Raw genomic sequence first — 17175 nt, 5'->3', positions numbered from 1 at the left:
CTGCGATGCAACCCAATCCGGCTGACGGGGAGCCAGCAACGCTGAAAATTTACCCTCCTCTTTCCCACTAGCGGCTCCTTTTCCGACAACCAGCACGGCGGATCCCTGCCGCGGCGCTGTGAACGCAGCATTTTGATTGGTATCGTTGGCCTTCAGGCTCGTCAGTCAAACAGACCCAGGAGCAGCTCAGCCGGTGGCGCCCGGCTTTCGGGTAACGCCCTGGTCCCGCTGGTTTCGGCTTTGTGCTTCAGGTGATCAAGGATCTGCTTGATCACTATAGGGTCTTCAATGCAGGCGATGACTTTCATGGCGCCGCCGCAGCCGCTGCAGGTCTCGATGTCGATATTGAAAACACGCTTGAGCCGTTGCGCCCATGTCATCGACGCTCGCCGTTGTGCTGGTGTTGCCGGTTCATCAGCCACCCTGACCTTGTTGCCCCTGCCCCGTTTTGCCGGCGTGACCAACGCCCGGTGCCGACTGTTGGGTGCGAACACCCCGTGGAAGCGGGTTAGGTTGACTCTGGGCTTCGGTACCAGGGCGGCCAGCCTTGCAATGAAATCCAATGGTTCGAAAATGACGTGCGTGGTGCCGTCCCGGTACGGCGTCTTGAGCTGGTAGCGCACGTTGCCGCCTCGTGTTAACGACAGCCGCTTCTCGGATACCGCCGGGCGGCTGATGTACCGGCACAGCCGTTCGAGCTTCTTGCGTTCATCGGCCCTGGCCGCCACGCCGGCGTGCAGGCTGGACCCGGCTACCTTGCCAATCCCGTCACCGAACGGATCACCACTGGTCGGCAGAGTTTGCAAAGTGAACACCTTTCGCCCCGCCTGTGAACCGACAGCGATACGGTAAGTGATCGAGTGCCCCAGCAGGGGTGTCATCGGGTCGTCATCCACCGCATCCGAGGCCAGATAGCTGTTTTCGACATCCCGTTCCAGCAGGCCTTGCCGTTCCAGATAGCGACCCACCCGGTGGGCGATGGTGTGCGTCAGCTGGGTGAGCTCTGGGCTGGTCGGCGCCTTGACCCAGCGGAAACGCGCTGAGCCGTGGGATTGCTCGACATACACACCGTCGAGAAACAGCATGTGGAAGTGAACATTCAGATTGAGCGCCGATCCAAAACGCTGGATCAGGGTGACCGCGCCCGTCTTGGCCACTTGGTGGGTATGGCCCGCTTTCTTGACCAGGTGCGTGGCAATGACGCGGTAAACGATGCCCAGCACCCACCCCATGATCTCGGGCCGGCTGGCAAACAGGAAACGCAGCTGAAACGGGAAGCTCAACACCCACTGACGCATGGGTTGTTCAGGCAGTACTTCATCAACCAGCAAGGCGGCACTTTCGGCCATCCGCCGCGCCCCACAGCTCGGGCAGAAACCGCGACGCTTACAGCTGAAAGCGACCAGGTGCTCGGCGTGGCAAGACTCGCAGCGAACCCGTAGAAAGCCATGCTCCAGCCGCCCGCATTGGAGAAATTCTTCAAATTCCCGTTGCACATAGCCCGGCAATTCCTTTCCCTGCTCTGCCATAAGCGCAGCGAATGCCGGGTAATACTCGTCAACGATCTGATAGAGAAGGGTTTGCTCGGGTCGGTGGCTCTGGTAACGACCAGTATCCCGATCCCGGCTGGCCGTCCTGGCCGCCACATGAGGCATGTTCCGCGTCCTTGCAATACTGTGTTTACATACAGTCTATCGCTTAGCGGAAAGTTCTTTTACCCTCAGCCGAAATGCCTGCCGTTGCTAGACATTGCCAGCCAGTGCCCGTCACTCCCACTCGATTGTAAACAAGCACACAAAACCCTTTAGTGACAACAATTTGCAAGAACTATCAGGCTCAGTGCCATGAAAAATACCATGACCAGATCATGAGGTTGAACACGGCTTGCGCCGGCAGCGTTCACGCTCCTGGTCGGCGATCTCGCCCGGCTGCAATGCTAGCTCAGCATCGGTCATGCGCTCCAGCACGTCGCGTAGGCGGATGGTGCAAGGAATGGGCGGCAGCTCGAACTCATAGCCGCCGGCGATCATTTCGGCCGCAATCTCCTCGGTGATGAAAAACGGCTCGTCGTCTTGGTTCGGCTTCTTCATGCCCTTTCCTCCTGGCGCTCATCCTGGCCGACAGCGGCCAGGGCATCGGCTTCCGTCAATGCGTCCTCCACGAACGCGCCGTGCTGCTTCGCTTCGGCCTGGCTGACCTCGGCCCATATCCGTTTCACCTGGGCCGCACTGTACCCGGCCAGCTCGGCGGTCTTGTTGATGCTGTAGCCGGACTTGCGCAGCGCGACAACTTGGGCGCGGCGCTTCGGATCAGCACGGCGGCCCTTGTACCGCCCGGCCTGGCGGGCCAACTCAATGCCTTGGCGCTGGCGTTCGCGCCTGTCCTCGTAGTCGTCGCGGGCCATCTGCAAGGCCAGGCGAAAAAGCATGATCTGCACGGCTTCCAGCACGATCTTGGCGACGCCCTGGGCCTCGGCCGCCAGGTCGGATAGATCGACCACGCCAGGGACGGCCAGGCGTGCGCCTTTGGCCTGTATCGAGGCCACCAGGCGCTCGGCCTCGGGCAAAGGTAGGCGGCTGATGCGGTCGATCTTCTCGGCAATGACCACCTCGCCGGGCTGTAGGTCGCCGATCATGCGCAGCAGCTCAGGCCGGTCGGCGCGTGCGCCGGATGCCTTCTCACGGTAGATGCCGGCGACGTAGTAGCCGGCGGCCTTCGCGGCCGTAGTGATCGCCTCTTGGCGTTCCAAGTCCTGCGCGTCGGTGCTGACGCGCAGATAGACCCGCGCCACCATCGGCGCGGCTACTGGCTTCGTCCTGCGCATACTTGCGGGCTCCTTTGGGCATACTCAAATGCACCCATCTTAAACTGGCAGGCCAATTTATCACATATCGATCTAAATGCGCCTAGCTCATTTTTACAGCTTAAATGAGCTATTGAGCACACTCCATATTTCGACTATTATTGAAACATGGAAACGATAAATGCTGTAGCCGCCCTGGCGGCCATCGCTCAAGAATCGCGCCTCGCGGTGTTCCGGCTTCTCGTCCAGGCCGGCCCCGCCGGCATGGCCGCCGGAAAAATCAGCGAAGCGGCCGGCATCCCGCCGTCTTCGCTATCCTTCCACCTGAAAGAGCTGGCACACGCCGGCATGGTCACGTCGCGGCAAGAAGGCCGATTTGTGATCTACGAGGCGAACTTTTCGACGGCCACTAACCTGGTGGCCTTTCTCACGGAAAACTGCTGCGGCGGCCAGGTGTGCAACCTGTCTTGCACCACGGAAGCCGGGAAGGTGTTGGCATGAGACTTCGCCATCTTTCCGACCCCGATTCTTTGCCCGCTTTGGACAAATCCTTTGCCATCGAGCGCCCGGCGCTCGGGCTGGCACCCGACGCCCCGCCGGTGCGTATCCTGCTGCTGTATGGCTCGCTGCGCGCCCGCTCGTTCTCACGGCTGGCCGTCGAGGAAGCGGCCCGGCTGCTGCAATTCTTTGGCGCAGAAACACGCATCTTCGACCCGTCCGATTTGCCGTTGCCCGATCAAGTGCAAAGCGACGATCACCCGGCCGTCAAGGAGCTGCGCGCCCTGTCCGAGTGGTCAGAGGGACAAGTCTGGTGCAGCCCGGAACGCCACGGTCAGATTACCAGTGTCATGAAGGCGCAGATTGACCATCTGCCGCTTGAAATGGCCGGCATCCGGCCGACCCAAGGCCGCACCCTGGCCGTGATGCAGGTATCCGGCGGCTCGCAGAGCTTCAACGCCGTGAACACCTTGCGTCTGCTCGGCCGCTGGATGCGAATGTTCACCATTCCGAACCAGTCGAGTATCGCCAAAGCGTTCCAAGAGTTCGACGCGGCGGGCCGCATGAAGCCCTCGCCGTACTACGACCGAATAGCCGATGTGATGGAAGAACTGGTGCGCTTCACGGCGCTGGTACGGCCGCACCGTGAAGCACTGACAGACCGCTATTCCGAACGGAAAGCGGCCGGCCACGTCATCGACGAGGCCACCGATCTTTCATCCATCGCCATTGCTCCCCAGCCACTACCAGAAAGCGAAACATCATGACCGAAAGAATCTATAACGTCCTCATCCTCTGCACCGGCAATTCGGCGCGCAGCATCATGGCCGAAGCTCTCATCAACACGATGGGGCAAGGGCGCTTCCGCGCCTACAGCGCCGGCAGTCACCCAACCGGCAAGGTCAATCCCTTCGCCGTCGAAAAGGTGGAGTCGGTGAATTACCCGACCGAGAATCTGCGCAGCAAGAGCTGGGACGAGTACGCCACGCCCGACGCACCGAAGATGGACTTCATCATCACCGTCTGCGACAACGCCGCCGGCGAAATGTGTCCGGTGTGGCCTGGTCAGCCGATCTCGGCGCATTGGGGATTTGAAGACCCGGCCGCCGTCGAAGGCACTGACGCCGAGAAGCGCCGGGCCTTCGAACAAACCTTCCGGCACATGATGAACCGCGTCCGCCTGTTCGTGAATCTGCCTCTCAAAATGCTTGACCAGACGGCCATCAAGCGCGAGCTGGCGAACATCGGCAAGACCGAGCAGGAAGCATGAGCGCCGGCGCACAGGCCATCGCCGCGAAGCCGCGCCAGGCCCCGATGAGCGGCTTCGAGCGTTACCTGACGCTGTGGGTGGCCCTGTGCATCGTCGCCGGTGTTGCGCTCGGCCAGGGCCTTCCTGACGTGTTCCAGGCCATAGGCCGCATGGAAGTGGCCCAGGTCAATTTGCCGGTGGGCCTGCTGATTTGGGTAATGATCGTCCCGATGCTGGTCAAGATCGACTTCGGGGCGCTGCACCAGGTCAAAGAGCATTGGCGCGGCATCGGCGTCACGCTGTTCGTGAATTGGGCCGTCAAGCCATTCTCGATGGCCCTGCTGGGGTGGCTGTTCATCCGACAAGTGTTCGCTCCGTTCCTGCCGGCCGATCAACTGGACAGCTACATCGCGGGCTTGATCTTGCTGGCCGCCGCGCCCTGCACGGCAATGGTGTTCGTGTGGAGCCGCCTTACCAACGGCGACCCGCTTTTCACGCTCTCGCAAGTGGCTCTGAACGACGCCATCATGATCGTGGCCTTCGCGCCCATCGTCGGCCTGCTGCTGGGCATGTCCTCGATCTCGGTGCCTTGGGACACGCTGCTGATTTCGGTCGTGCTCTACATCATCGTGCCGGTGATCCTGGCGCAGCTCTTGCGGCGGCATCTGCTCAAGCAAGGACAGGCCGCCTTTGAACGGGCCATGCAGAAGATCGGGCCGTGGTCGATGGCCGCGCTGCTGCTGACGTTGGTTCTACTGTTCGCCTTCCAGGGCGAGGCCATCATCCGGCAGCCGTTAGTGATCGCCATGCTAGCCGTGCCGATCTTGATTCAAGTGTTCTTCAATTCCGGGTTAGCCTACTGGCTGAACAAGCGGGCGGGGGAAAAGCACTCTGTCGCCTGTCCTTCGGCCCTGATCGGTGCCAGCAACTTCTTCGAGCTGGCCGTGGCGGCCGCCATCAGCTTGTTCGGTCTGCACTCCGGCGCTGCATTGGCAACCGTGGTCGGCGTCCTGGTCGAAGTGCCGGTGATGCTGCTGGTCGTGCGCGTGGTGAATCGCTCGAAGAGCTGGTACGAACGAGGTTGAACATGAGTAGGAAAAAACTGAGGAAATGATTGCAGATTGCCGCGCCGGCCGCTTCCTGGCGCATTCGATCACTGACCTGGAACACCTAGTATCCATGCTTGCTGAGGTCGCCCGATGACAGACCCAAAGAACCTAGAGAACAGGCTGCATGAGAAGGCCGACCCGGCCCGCGCCGTTTCCACTGGTCGGGTGCGCTACACACTGGCCGAACTACTGGCCGACGCGGAAGCATCCGGGGCTTACCCGCTGCCGCCGGAGGAACGCGAATGGATGGATGCGCCGTCTGTGGGTCGGGAATGGCCAAACAGTGAAGATTGAAAAAGGCGGCCAGTTCGAGTGGCCGCCCTTTCGTCATTAGCTGCACGCTTGGCGCAAGGCGTTCATTGCTTCTTGAAAATCAGCCTGTGTCGCCCGGCCCGTTTCAGCTTGGTAGTACACCACCATAAAAGCATTAGCGACGGCTTCGGCCAATGGCCCAAGGCTCCGCGCTTCCGCTTGGTTGATGTACTCCAAAGAAGAAAGAATAGCCGCTGCTTGATGCACTGCTTGCCCTGGTTCGATAATATGTTGTGTTGTCATAATTCACCTCTCCAGTAGGTGTTGATTGAAAGTGCCGGGCTGGTTGTGGCCAGCCCGGTGCGCCTACAGGTACAGCCCCGCCGCCTCCGCGAATGCTGACCGCTCATTCCTGCCGCCATTAACCTCAATACTTATCGGCTTAGTTTCGCTCTCTCTCATAGGGTCTGGCCGTGATACAAAAGCGGCTGTTTCTGTCTCTGCATCGACCTCGGTCGATTGATCACCCAGCGGCGAAATAAATACCTGGCTGACTTCTTCCCTTGGCGCTTCATCCAGGGCCGCCAATGCGGCCATGTATGTTGATGTCGTCATCGTGCTAACTCCTGACTTCGTTACTATCTGGGCCAGAATCGGCGCCCAAGCTATTGCCCTCGAACTGGCCAGATTGGCTTGCTTCTTTCGGCTCCATGCTTTCGCGTATCGAAGCAGCCAGTTTTCCGCCTGTGGTTTCGCTCACTCGCTCCTGGAATCCCTGCTTCACTTGAGAGCCGACACCCTTGGCTAACTCGGAGGCCGTGCCTGTGGCCAGCTTCGCGGCCTTGGCAAAGCCGCCACCGCTTGAGCTACTGCCGCTGTCACCAAAGCCAGCCGCTTGGGCGAATGGGCTACTGCCAGCAGTACCCGCTTCACCACCACCGTTTCCGCCACTGCTGACAACTGACCCCATGCTGGACATGTCACCGCCGGTTTCCATACTCGCTGATGCTTTCTGAAAAGCCGCTTGGAGTGCACTTGCACCTCCGGCTGCACCGGCTGCGGCACCCATAACCGCTTTACCTGCCAGGGCAGCGCCGCCAGTTGCCATACTGGCCGCCGTCACCGCCGCCCCAACTGCCGCACCCGCACCGAAGTTTCCAATTCCACCGGCTGCGCCAATACCACCACCAGACACAAGACCAGAAATCATCGGCGGAACTTTGTTGACCAAGAAAAGCAAGATGACCGATATAACCAACATCACGGCCAGTTCCTGGGATGCCATGTTCTCGCTGATTTGCGTGTAGTAGTGATTGATGAACTCTTTGCCAATCGCAACCAGAAGCACCATTGCCATAAGCTGTGCGGCCAGGCCCAGCACGGTCTTGTAGTAATTGATCGCCATGTCGGAAGTCCAACGACTTCCACCAAAGCCAAGGAAGAACACACCGGCATACAACAGAATCCAGGCTGATGCGAGCAACAGCAACAGGTTGACCGCAATCAACGCCAGGACAAACAAAACAGCCAGGGCCATTAGCTCCATGACCAGAGCAGTTGCCATCTGCCGCCATCCCAGCTCCGAGGTGGCCTGTACTGTGCGGTTGTATAACTCGAAACCAAGATCAAGGATGCTGGAGGGCCCAAGATTGCTATTGGAAAGTCCCCCCGCCTGCGCGCCCAGAGTTTGCAATGACTGAACAATCGTACCGGCGATATTCATGCCCTGGTTCGCATTCGTCAGCAACCACCAGAAAAAGCCGGTGAAGATCGTGAAGCGAACGAACTCCGCGAAGAACTCGCCAATGTCGGCCTTGCGCAAAGCCATCATGCCGAATGTCCAGACCATCGAAATCACAACCAGCGTCCAGAACAAACGCGATGCAGCGGACTCAATAGCTGGCCCCCATGTTGCGGCAGCATCATGAAAACGCTTGAGCACATCATTCATAACACCGCTGCTACTTAGCTCCTGCGCCATTGCAGGTTCAGCCAGCACCATTGTGGCGACCATCATCAAGCCACCTAGAGCAATTTTCTTTCTCATGGCGACCACCTCAATAATCATCTTTAGGGCTGGGCTTGAACTCCCACTGACGCATCTGCTTGGCCTTCTGGAATGCTCTGCATTCCTCGGTAAAGGCCTCTCGGTTCGCTTCGCTGCGCATTTCATTCAGTGCTGCCTGGAACGCATCGGGGGCACACGTCGCCGCATTTGGTTCGGGCATCCTTTCCTGTTCACATCCAGCCAACAACAGCAACGTAGCCGCGGTAGTAAAAAAGATTTTTTTCATCTCACCGCCTCCCTAGTAGTTGTCTGCCGGACTCGGGCGAAACGTCCAGGTACGCATTTGCTCGGCCCTGGCATCACCTCGCGCCTCGGCATCGAGTTCTGCTGCAATCCGGGCTGCCTCCGCGTTGTGTTGGGCGGTCAACATGGTGCGAATCTGCAAGAGCTGATTGGCCTGCTGGCTGGCGAGCTGGTTGGCGTAGCCGATGGCCTGTAGCTGGCCAGTTGCACCCTGGGCCGCGCCTTGCAGCCGCTCCAGGGTACGGGCGTCATCCTTCAAAGCCTTTTGCTGGTCGGCAACGGTCTGGAACAGGGCATCGTTGGCCTTCTTTTGCGACTCTGACGCCAGGCGGCGGTTCTCTTCCATCGCTGCCTTTTCGGCCGGCGTGCATCCGCCGCTGCCGTTGAAGCATGGCGAGCTGCGGTAATAGGCCACGTCCTGAAACTTGGCCAGGTAACGATCCAGGCTGCCTAGCTGGTTCTCGTAATAGGCCAGCGTGTTTTGCGCGGCAATCAGCCGGTTGATCGTAGTCTGCGCCTGATCCCAGATATACGCGGCTGGGGCCATCGTGTTCTGGAGCTGATTTTCGTACTGCTGCAACTGGGTCTGGTACTGCTCAATCTGCTTGAGCGTCTGCGCCACCGACTCGATGGCCGTCATGATGTTCTGGGCCAGGTTGCCGCCGTCGATGACGGGGATACCAGCTTGCACAGGGGCGGTGGTAGTGGTGATAAAGCCGGTTGCGAGTGCAACGGCTAGAGCGGTTTTTTTAGCCGCTAAAATTTTGGACTTCATGGTCGTACTCCGTCGATGAAAAGAAGGCATTGCCTTGACCAAGCGTTGTGCTTGTTCTCGGCAACGTTTCATCGAAGAGCTACGCCACTAGCTGATCGGTATTGCCCTTGGCGCTGAGGCCCGGACTTACAAACGTAAAACTACTCTGTTTTTTTATCGCTTTCGGACAAGCCAACTTCCCGGCCAATCTCTTCAAGCTCTAGCGGCTGTACTGCCGCCGTCAGTATTTCGCGTATTTCCGCGTCGGTGCTCCTATCGTTGAGCGCTGCTCGAACTTTCAACGCACGGTGCACCTCGGCGGGTAAATTCCTGATAAGCACATTTGCCATATCAATACCCTTTTGGTGTACCCGACAACCATGCTATCAAAGATATTAAAAATAGCAAGACCTATACTCTTGCAACCGGCGGTAGCCGATCAGCCCCGCAGGGCAGGATTCCCGTTGAGTGCCCCCGGCGCGAATAAGGGACAGTGAAGATAGATAACCGGCTTGCCGGTTAGCTAACTTCACCCATCCTGCCCGCATTTCACCCACTATTGAAAATCTAGCGCATATCGAACGTAAAGCGTTTTATCGTCAAACAAACACCGATTCTTGGCAACATAACCGTAATCGTCACCAAATCGGCCTGCAATCGACATAGTCGCTTCAAAATCGCTGCTCAATCGGCTTTAAATCGGAACCTAAAATGCCAACAATCGACACAAACCATTCGCCCCGATGGGGCGAGTTGGACGCCAAAAAAGAAGGGCATAACCCGCCCCTCAAGTGTCAATGAACACAAGAAATTTGCCTCCCCTCCCGTCATACCACTAAGGCGACGTATTGATACTTGAGGGGCAACCTTTCCTGATGTTGACACCTTCACGCAGGTTACTGGTTATGGGCGTCCAACACACACGGCTCATTCCTGCTTGGTAATAATAAGAATAATAATCTTCTTATTATTCTTACCGAACGAATGGGCACTGCTTAGCCATTTCACGTTTCGAGCCAAGGTTTCAGTACAGATAACTACAAGTGCACACAGCGGCCCTCCAGCACCGTTAGACGCAGATTCTGCTTCAGCTCATGGAATAAGGGACTCCGGGTTGTTTTCCCCTCTCACAAGGCGTTTCAGCGGCCACTGAAGCCGCCTTCTCTTCTTGGCGTTAAACCATCGGCCTATGGCCGATTGATAAAGCCCGCCAGGGCTTTATTGGCAAGGTCAGAACGCGCCCTCAAGGCGCGAGCTGCACCGCGCATGATGGATTATCTTTAGATAATCTTGGATGGATTTCCCAAACTGCCCGCAAAGCAGCGCACCGTCTGGGTTTTCCAAATTGGGACGGGGAACGTTACGACGGCAGAAGGGGAGCGTTACGACGGTAACAAGGGAACGTTACGACGGTAAACGGGTGCAGTTGCCGTGGGGCCAGGCCTCTTGATCTCCCATTTTCCCTTGGCGTATTCGTTCACTACCCAACCCACGGCGGCAAGTTCGGCCAGTGCCTTCCGGGCAGTCTGACGGCGTTTTTTCATAGCTTCGGCATTGGCTTCATCTGGCCAGACATAGCCGCAAAGCGTGTCCAGTTCCACGCGCCCGGATTTGCCGGGGTCGATCCAGCCGCATAGCCGTTGGTGCATCAGCCGTGCCGGATCAGTCTGTAGCACCCGCACTTCCGCCATGTCGATACGGGCATATGGACGATGCCCCAGGATCGCTTCGGCAATACGCGGATTCAGGGCAACCCATAGCCTGCCGTCCGTCTCGTCAAAAGCATGACTCATCAGGTGGAACGCGGCTTGCCGCCGTCCCTTCGTCACAAGGATGGTGACGTTCGACATGCGCAGCAGGCTGGCTTTGAGCGCCTTGATGTTGTCGCCGCTATCCGTCATGCCCGTTTCTGAGAGCAGTTTGGTCAGGCTCTCACGAACCACCAAGCCGTCTTGCTCAATGGCTTCGAAACGGGGTTCAAGGAATAGCCGTAGCTGTCGCCCCGTCTCACTGGTCGGTTCCGGGGTTAGCAAGATGCCGTTCGGGCCGCCAAGGGCCACGATGCCTTGCAAAAGACGCATATCATCGGCCCCGAGAGGTTCGAATCCGACGAAACGCATGGATTCGTCCTCGCCAAAGGTGTAGGTCACGTCCAGCTTGCAGCGTTTGCGATCGCCACGCTTGAGGCTGCGGAACAGGCCAGGTGCCAAACAGTGCGCGGGATCATGTCGGACGTGGGTCAGGTCATGCTTAGGCTTCTTCACGCTGTCTCCTTTTCACCTTGCACTGCCGCTCCAGTACAGCAGGCTTCAACACGCCGCCGTCGTGCCGTCTAAACCAGAGTTCTTGAAAAGGTGCGCCATAGTTGGCCTTGCTGACGCCAAAGCGGACAAAATACCCACGCTGACAATCATCGACCCCCAGTATCTCGGCCTCGCCTTGCGTCATGCCGGATAGGTACGATTGCCAACGGATGTTATCAACCAGTACGGACGATCCACGACTGGCCTGCTGTTGATCGCCCGACCCCATCATGGCTGCGCTTTTACTCGCGTGGTGCAGAAACACAATGGAGCAGCCTGTATCAGCGGCTATGGCCTCCATGTGCCCAACAACCTGCGCCATCGGCCCGCTAGCGTTCTCCTCCTCAATGTGGAAGCGCCGCAAAGTGTCCAAGATCATCAAGCGACGACCTTCAGCGGCTCGTTTGAGAGCATCGAACCAGCTAGCAGCCATGATGTTTGGGCATTTACCGATCAAGGGTTCAATGAGCAAACCATCAGCCACGGCTTGCCGTTCCGCTGCGCTGAGGTGTGCCCCAAGGGCGTGCAGACGATGGTGAATAGCGGCCGGTGGATCTTCAGCAGGCAGATAGACCACTTGCCCGGTGGGAAACTCGCCTATTTCAAGTAAATCAGGCCCGCCTGCAATCTGTGCAGCCAATTGAAGGGCCAACATGGATTTACCAGCCCCACCAGGCGACACAAGAGCACCAACAGTGCCAGCAACCATATTAGGCAGAACATAATCAATGGGTGGCGGCAATTCCGTGAAAGCCGCCATAAGATCAAGAGCCATATAACTAGCCCTCTATAGGGCCAGGTCGCGCAGCTTGATCACCCGATGATTTACGTGCCTCAATCCACTCTTCGACCTCTGACAAATCCCAGGCGACATTTCTACTGGTTAACGCGATACGGCGTGGAAAATCCCCTCGCTGCTCCAGGTTATAAATTGTTCGTGTCGAAAGCGGGATCATCTCCAGGAGCTTCTTCCTGTTGATGAGGGTCTTTATATTTTGCATGGGTCAATACCTCTCAAATGAATAGTTGCTATTCATCGAGTAGCTGCGCGAAGCAGCTAATCGGTAATTGACCTGCCCGATGCCAATGGCGGCCTTATTTATAAATTCACGGCATCAACTTCAATGCTATCAAAGATAGCAAAAACATCAACCCTTACTGCCTCCCGAAGTCCACTCATCAATCATATCGGCCCAATCCTGCAACATCGCCGCCCGCTGCTCGCGGTACTCAGCCTTGTTGTAGACAGCCCTCACGCCCTTCTGCTCGTGCGCCAGGCACTTCTCGATCCAGTCGGTGTTGTAGCCGGCCTCATGCAACAGCGTGCTGGCTGTGCGCCGCAAATCATGCGGTCCGAACTTGGTAAGTGACTTCCCATCTTTCTGCGCCGCCTTGTAAGTCAGCGTCAGCACCTGGTTAAGTGTGGCAGCGCTCATCGGCGCATCCGAGTCGTACCGTGATGGCAAAACGAAGTCGGAACCACCGGCAAAGGTTTTCATGGCAATGAAAATATCCAGAGCCTGCTGGGACAGAAATACCAGGTGCGGGTTACGGCGTTTCATCCGCTCCTTTGGAATCGTCCACAACGCTTCGCTGAAATTGATCTCGCTCCAGGTCGCATTGGTCAGCTCGCTCTTGCGCACCATCGTCAGCAATAACAGCTTGGCAGCCGCACGGTTTGTTGGGCTTGTGCCCACTCGCTCCATGTACTGGTACATCAGCCCAATTTCTTCTGGCGTCAACGCTCGGTCACGTGGCTCGAATCGAGCGATGCTTGTTGGGCGCACCAGTTCTGCCGGGTTTTCGACCTTCTGCCCACGCTCGATGGCCCAGCGAAATACCTGCAACACGATTTCACGCACATGAACGGCGGTGGCCGGTGCGCCTCGCTCAACAATGGCATCAGCCAGCGCCCGCAAGTCTTCGTGGGTGATCTCCACCAGCTTCTGATTGCTGAATTTCGGCTTCAGCTCACGCTCATAAACCGAGCGGCGCATATCGCGGGTGGAGTCGGCCATCTGGTAGCCACGCAGCCACTTCTCCGCCCAGGCACCGAACGTCTCTGCATCTTTCACCCGCGCCTTGTCTCGGGCTTTCTCCTTGGCCGGCGACTTGCCCGCCGCAACCATCTTCTTGGCGTCACCCAACAGCTCGCGGGCTTCGGCCAGGGTGATGCCACCGACACCATAACGCCCAAAGGTGATGGTCTCCTGCCGACCGTTGATTGAGTAGTTGTAACGGAACGAGATGGAGCCGGCTGGAGTCACTGCCACATAGAGACCTTCCCGGTCATTCACTTTGTAGAGTTTGTCCCTGGGCTTGAGATTGCGCAGCTTGGTATCGGTCAGCATGTACCTTGTCCTTCTTCGTCTCCGATACCATGCTGAAAAAATCTCGAATTTATCGTATTTTTTCTTACGAAACAGTAACTTATAGAATATTAATACCATGAACACACAAAAGAACGCAGCATGGTATCGGCATCAATCATGGCATCGCCAAACCATAATACCAGCTTTAATGCCATGCTCAAACGGTGCTTGGCGCTTCCTCCCGTTGCCAGATCGTGCCAAACACAAACAAAAAAAAGCCCGCAATTACGCGGGCTTAGCGGCATTTCATGCCATCAGGTGCCTGGCTGTGCCAGACGCGGAATCATTCCCACTCAATAGTCGCAGGTGGTTTGCCACTGATATCATAAACGACGCGGGAAATACCATCGACTTCATTAATGATGCGGTTTGAAACGCGGCCTAAGAAGTCATAAGGTAAATGTGCCCAATGAGCGGTCATAAAGTCGATGGTTTCAACTGCACGCAGTGAAACAACCCAGTCATATTTACGGCCATCACCCATGACGCCAACAGAGCGGACAGGTAAGAATACGGTAAATGCTTGGCTAACTTTATGATATAAATCTGCTTTGTGCAGTTCTTCAATAAAGATAGCATCTGCACGACGTAATAAGTCACAGTACTCTTTCTTCACTTCACCTAACACGCGAACCCCTAAACCTGGGCCTGGGAATGGGTGGCGATACAGCATATCGTACGGGAGGCCTAATTCGAGACCAATTTTACGGACTTCATCTTTAAACAATTCTTTTAATGGCTCAACTAAACCAAGTTTCATGTCATCCGGCAGACCACCTACGTTATGGTGAGACTTGATAACGTGCGCTTTGCCAGTTGCTGATGCTGCTGATTCGATAACGTCTGGGTAAATCGTCCCTTGAGCCAACCATTTAATATTAGGCAGCTTAGATGACTCTTCATCAAATACTTCGATAAATACGTGGCCAATTTTCTTACGTTTAGCTTCTGGATCGCTGATCCCAGCTAAGGCATTTAAGAAGCGATCTTCAGCTTTTGCATGGATGATGTTCAGGTCAAATTTACCTGCGAACATTTCCATTACTTGGTCTGCTTCGTTTAAACGCAATAAACCGTTATCAACGAACACACAGGTTAAACGTTTACCAATTGCACGGTTTAATAGCAATGCCGTAACCGATGAATCAACACCACCCGATAATGCGAGCAGTACATGGTCATCACCAATTTGCTCTTTTAAACGCGCTACTGTGTCTTCGATAATTGCCGCTGGTGTCCACAGGGCTTCACATTGGCAAATATCTTTCACAAAACGCGTTAAAATATTTAGGCCTTGGTGAGTGTGAGTCACTTCTGGGTGGAATTGAACACCGTAGAATTTCTTCTCTTCATTTGCCATGATGGCATATGGGCAGCTTGGCGTGCTGGCGATAGTTTTAAAATCAGCAGGGATAGCTGTAACTTTATCACCATGGCTCATCCAGACATCAAGTACTGGTTTGCCAGCTTCGTTCAGAGAGTCATGAATATCACGGAATAATTCACATTGCTCAGTGATTTCGACATTGGCATAACCGAACTCACGTTCACCAGAGACTTCAACTGCACCACCCAACTGCATTGACATGGTTTGCATGCCATAACAAATACCTAATACAGGAACACCTGCATTAAATACGTAATCAGGAGCTCGTGGGCTATCTGACTCAGTCGTACTTTCTGGCCCGCCAGAAAGAATAATACCGTTTGGATTAAATCCTCGAATTTGTTCTTCTGTAACGTCCCACGCCCAGAGTTCACAGTAAACGCCAATTTCACGAATACGACGGGCGATCAGCTGTGTATATTGCGAGCCGAAATCAAGAATAAGAATGCGATGTTTATGGATATTTGTTGTCATTTGAGGAGAATTCCAAAAATTCAAGTCAAAAATAAGAATCGGTGACGCAATCAAATGAATGCGCCACCCTGAGAAACTTTATCGATTATTGCCCCAAACGGTAGTTTGGAGATTCTTTCGTGATAGTAACATCATGAACGTGGCTTTCTTGGATACCGGCTCCACTGATGCGAACAAATTCTGCTTTTGTTCTTAATGCATCAATAGTACCACAGCCCGTCAGGCCCATACAGGAGCGTAAGCCACCCATTTGTTGATGAATGATTTCTTTTAGGCGACCTTTGTATGCTACGCGGCCTTCAATACCTTCTGGCACTAATTTGTCTGCTGCATTATCAGATTGGAAATAACGATCTGACGAACCTTTAGACATCGCACCCAGTGAGCCCATGCCACGATATGCTTTGTAAGTACGGCCTTGGAATAAAATAGTTTCTCCCGGAGACTCTTCAGTTCCTGCGAACATTGAGCCAACCATCACACAGGCTGCGCCTGCCGCGATAGCTTTAGAGATATCACCTGAGAAGCGAATACCCCCATCCGCGATAACAGGAATACCCGTACCTTCCAGAGCTTCTGCCGCTTCTGCAATAGCCGTAATTTGTGGTACACCCACACCAGTTACGATACGAGTTGTACAAATTGAACCAGGGCCAATACCGACTTTAACGGCGCTAACACCTGCGTCAGCCAGCGCTTTCGCCCCTTCCGCGGTTGCTACGTTACCGCCAATGATTTGTAAGTCAGGGTATTTTTGGCGGGTTTCACGAATACGTTGTAATACGCCTTCTGAATGACCATGTGATGAATCAATTAATAAAACGTCAACGCCAGCAGCCACCAGTGCGTCAACACGCTCTTCATTTCCTGCACCAGCACCAACAGCAGCACCAACACGCAAACGGCCTTGCTCGTCTTTACACGCGTTTGGCTTACGTTCTGCTTTTTGGAAGTCTTTAACAGTGATCATCCCTAACAAATGAAAGTTATCATCAATCACTAAGGCTTTTTCTACACGTTTTTCATGCATTTTTTGTAAAACAATTTCACGTGCTTCGCCTTCTTTCACGGTGACTAAACGTTCTTTTGGCGTCATCACAGCAGTAACAGGCTGGTCTAAATCCGTCACGAAACGAACATCGCGGCCAGTAATAATACCAACTAATGAGTTGTCGTTTGCAACTACTGGATAACCTGCAAAACCATTGCGTTCAGCCATTTCTTGCACTTCACGAATGGTGGTATCAGGCGTTACTGTCACAGGGTCAGTGACGACACCACTTTCATGCTTTTTCACGCGGCGAACTTCTTCCGCTTGGCGCTCAATAGTCATGTTTTTATGGATGAAACCAATGCCACCTTCTTGTGCTAATGCAATAGCAAGATCAGATTCAGTGACAGTATCCATGGCTGCAGAAAGCATAGGAATGTTCAGGCGGATGTTTGCAGTCAGTTGAGTTGATAAATCTGCGGTATTCGGTAATACGGTTGAGTGTGCAGGAACGAGTAAAACGTCGTCGAAAGTAAGTGCTTCTTTTTTAATGCGTAACATAGGCAATATCCCACCAGGCAGCGTTATGGAAAGGTATAAAATATTGCCGCGGCATTATACACACCGAAAACGGTTGCTTCCAGCGTTTTTTTGAAAAAAAACTTGATAACT

At 55.2% G+C, this 17175-nt stretch carries 21 protein-coding genes; 5 read left to right on the top strand and 16 right to left on the bottom strand.

Annotated features, from left to right (window positions below; genetic code table 11):
- Nucleotides 1-161: 161 nt before the first annotated feature.
- From P3L40_RS10475 to P3L40_RS10465, 3 genes are all read right to left on the bottom strand, one after another.
- Complete coding sequence (locus P3L40_RS10475) at nucleotides 162-1655, bottom strand: IS91-like element ISVsa3 family transposase (protein ID WP_001120888.1); 1494 nt, start codon at nucleotides 1653-1655, stop codon at nucleotides 162-164.
- 210 nt (nucleotides 1656-1865) lie between these two features.
- Entirely contained in the window at nucleotides 1866-2090 is a 225-nt protein-coding gene (locus P3L40_RS10470) for a hypothetical protein (protein WP_000743213.1), read from the bottom strand.
- Nucleotides 2087-2824: a recombinase family protein gene (locus P3L40_RS10465; protein ID WP_001366550.1), complete on the bottom strand. Its 738-nt coding sequence runs from the start codon at nucleotides 2822-2824 to the stop codon at nucleotides 2087-2089. The genes P3L40_RS10470 and P3L40_RS10465 overlap by 4 nt, the downstream gene beginning before the upstream one ends.
- 147 nt (nucleotides 2825-2971) lie before the next feature.
- Between P3L40_RS10465 and P3L40_RS10460 the strand changes: the two genes are divergently transcribed.
- The 5 genes from P3L40_RS10460 (at nucleotide 2972) to P3L40_RS10440 (ending at nucleotide 5953) form a co-directional block, all read left to right on the top strand.
- Nucleotides 2972-3304, top strand: coding sequence for an ArsR/SmtB family transcription factor (locus P3L40_RS10460; RefSeq protein ID WP_000447876.1), 333 nt, complete (start codon nucleotides 2972-2974; stop codon nucleotides 3302-3304).
- Entirely contained in the window at nucleotides 3301-4068 is a 768-nt protein-coding gene (gene arsH / locus P3L40_RS10455; RefSeq protein WP_001239389.1) for an arsenical resistance protein ArsH, read from the top strand. Before P3L40_RS10460 ends, arsH begins: the two co-directional genes overlap by 4 nt.
- Nucleotides 4065-4571, top strand: coding sequence for an arsenate reductase ArsC (locus tag P3L40_RS10450; RefSeq protein ID WP_000140066.1), 507 nt, complete (start codon nucleotides 4065-4067; stop codon nucleotides 4569-4571). The genes arsH and P3L40_RS10450 overlap by 4 nt, the downstream gene beginning before the upstream one ends.
- On the top strand, nucleotides 4568-5635 hold the full coding sequence (arsB, locus tag P3L40_RS10445; RefSeq protein ID WP_001272375.1) for an ACR3 family arsenite efflux transporter: 1068 nt from the start codon (nucleotides 4568-4570) through the stop codon (nucleotides 5633-5635). Before P3L40_RS10450 ends, arsB begins: the two co-directional genes overlap by 4 nt.
- Nucleotides 5636-5749: 114 nt before the next feature.
- Nucleotides 5750-5953, top strand: a complete 204-nt coding sequence (locus P3L40_RS10440) for a hypothetical protein (protein ID WP_000131871.1) — start codon at nucleotides 5750-5752, stop codon at nucleotides 5951-5953.
- 36 nt (nucleotides 5954-5989) lie between these two features.
- Here P3L40_RS10440 and P3L40_RS10435 read toward each other — a convergent pair whose 3' ends face one another.
- From P3L40_RS10435 to guaB, 13 genes are all read right to left on the bottom strand, one after another.
- Entirely contained in the window at nucleotides 5990-6214 is a 225-nt protein-coding gene (locus tag P3L40_RS10435; RefSeq protein WP_000211355.1) for a type I toxin-antitoxin system ptaRNA1 family toxin, read from the bottom strand.
- A 63-nt stretch (nucleotides 6215-6277) separates the two neighbouring features.
- The gene (locus P3L40_RS10430; RefSeq protein WP_000213809.1) at nucleotides 6278-6526 is read right to left on the bottom strand and encodes a hypothetical protein; all 249 of its coding nucleotides are present in this window, start codon (nucleotides 6524-6526) and stop codon (nucleotides 6278-6280) included.
- Nucleotides 6527-6530: 4 nt separating this feature from the next.
- Entirely contained in the window at nucleotides 6531-7958 is a 1428-nt protein-coding gene (gene trbL / locus P3L40_RS10425; RefSeq protein WP_001405816.1) for a P-type conjugative transfer protein TrbL, read from the bottom strand.
- 10 nt (nucleotides 7959-7968) lie between these two features.
- Nucleotides 7969-8205, bottom strand: coding sequence for an entry exclusion lipoprotein TrbK (gene trbK / locus P3L40_RS10420; RefSeq protein WP_000718002.1), 237 nt, complete (start codon nucleotides 8203-8205; stop codon nucleotides 7969-7971).
- Between the two features lie 12 nt (nucleotides 8206-8217).
- A complete protein-coding gene (gene trbJ, locus P3L40_RS10415) occupies nucleotides 8218-8997 on the bottom strand; it encodes a P-type conjugative transfer protein TrbJ (protein WP_000836966.1) in 780 nt (259 codons plus the stop codon).
- Between the two features lie 140 nt (nucleotides 8998-9137).
- Nucleotides 9138-9326: a FitA-like ribbon-helix-helix domain-containing protein gene (locus tag P3L40_RS10410; RefSeq protein ID WP_000024442.1), complete on the bottom strand. Its 189-nt coding sequence runs from the start codon at nucleotides 9324-9326 to the stop codon at nucleotides 9138-9140.
- A 1032-nt stretch (nucleotides 9327-10358) separates the two neighbouring features.
- On the bottom strand, nucleotides 10359-11240 hold the full coding sequence (repC, locus tag P3L40_RS10405) for a replication protein C, IncQ-type (RefSeq protein WP_000743064.1): 882 nt from the start codon (nucleotides 11238-11240) through the stop codon (nucleotides 10359-10361).
- The gene (locus tag P3L40_RS10400) at nucleotides 11227-12054 is read right to left on the bottom strand and encodes a helicase RepA family protein (protein WP_001162384.1); all 828 of its coding nucleotides are present in this window, start codon (nucleotides 12052-12054) and stop codon (nucleotides 11227-11229) included. The genes repC and P3L40_RS10400 overlap by 14 nt, the downstream gene beginning before the upstream one ends.
- A gap of 4 nt (nucleotides 12055-12058) precedes the next feature.
- Entirely contained in the window at nucleotides 12059-12280 is a 222-nt protein-coding gene (locus tag P3L40_RS10395) for a helix-turn-helix transcriptional regulator (RefSeq protein WP_001179606.1), read from the bottom strand.
- A 147-nt stretch (nucleotides 12281-12427) separates the two neighbouring features.
- Nucleotides 12428-13630 (bottom strand): tyrosine-type recombinase/integrase, encoded by a 1203-nt coding sequence (locus P3L40_RS10390; protein ID WP_000954590.1) that lies wholly within the window; start codon nucleotides 13628-13630, stop codon nucleotides 12428-12430.
- Nucleotides 13631-13719: 89 nt separating this feature from the next.
- Nucleotides 13720-13896, bottom strand: coding sequence for a hypothetical protein (locus tag P3L40_RS10385; RefSeq protein WP_001131288.1), 177 nt, complete (start codon nucleotides 13894-13896; stop codon nucleotides 13720-13722).
- 38 nt (nucleotides 13897-13934) lie between these two features.
- Entirely contained in the window at nucleotides 13935-15512 is a 1578-nt protein-coding gene (gene guaA, locus P3L40_RS10380) for a glutamine-hydrolyzing GMP synthase (protein ID WP_136135441.1), read from the bottom strand.
- Between the two features lie 85 nt (nucleotides 15513-15597).
- Nucleotides 15598-17064: an IMP dehydrogenase gene (gene guaB, locus P3L40_RS10375; protein ID WP_004253607.1), complete on the bottom strand. Its 1467-nt coding sequence runs from the start codon at nucleotides 17062-17064 to the stop codon at nucleotides 15598-15600.
- Nucleotides 17065-17175: the final 111 nt, after the last annotated feature.

The organism is Providencia sp. PROV040 (assembly GCF_032706145.1).
Classification (GTDB): Bacteria; Pseudomonadota; Gammaproteobacteria; order Enterobacterales; family Enterobacteriaceae; genus Providencia; species Providencia hangzhouensis.
Note: the sequence above shows the minus strand (reverse complement) of the source record. Positions and strands in the feature narration are given on the sequence as shown.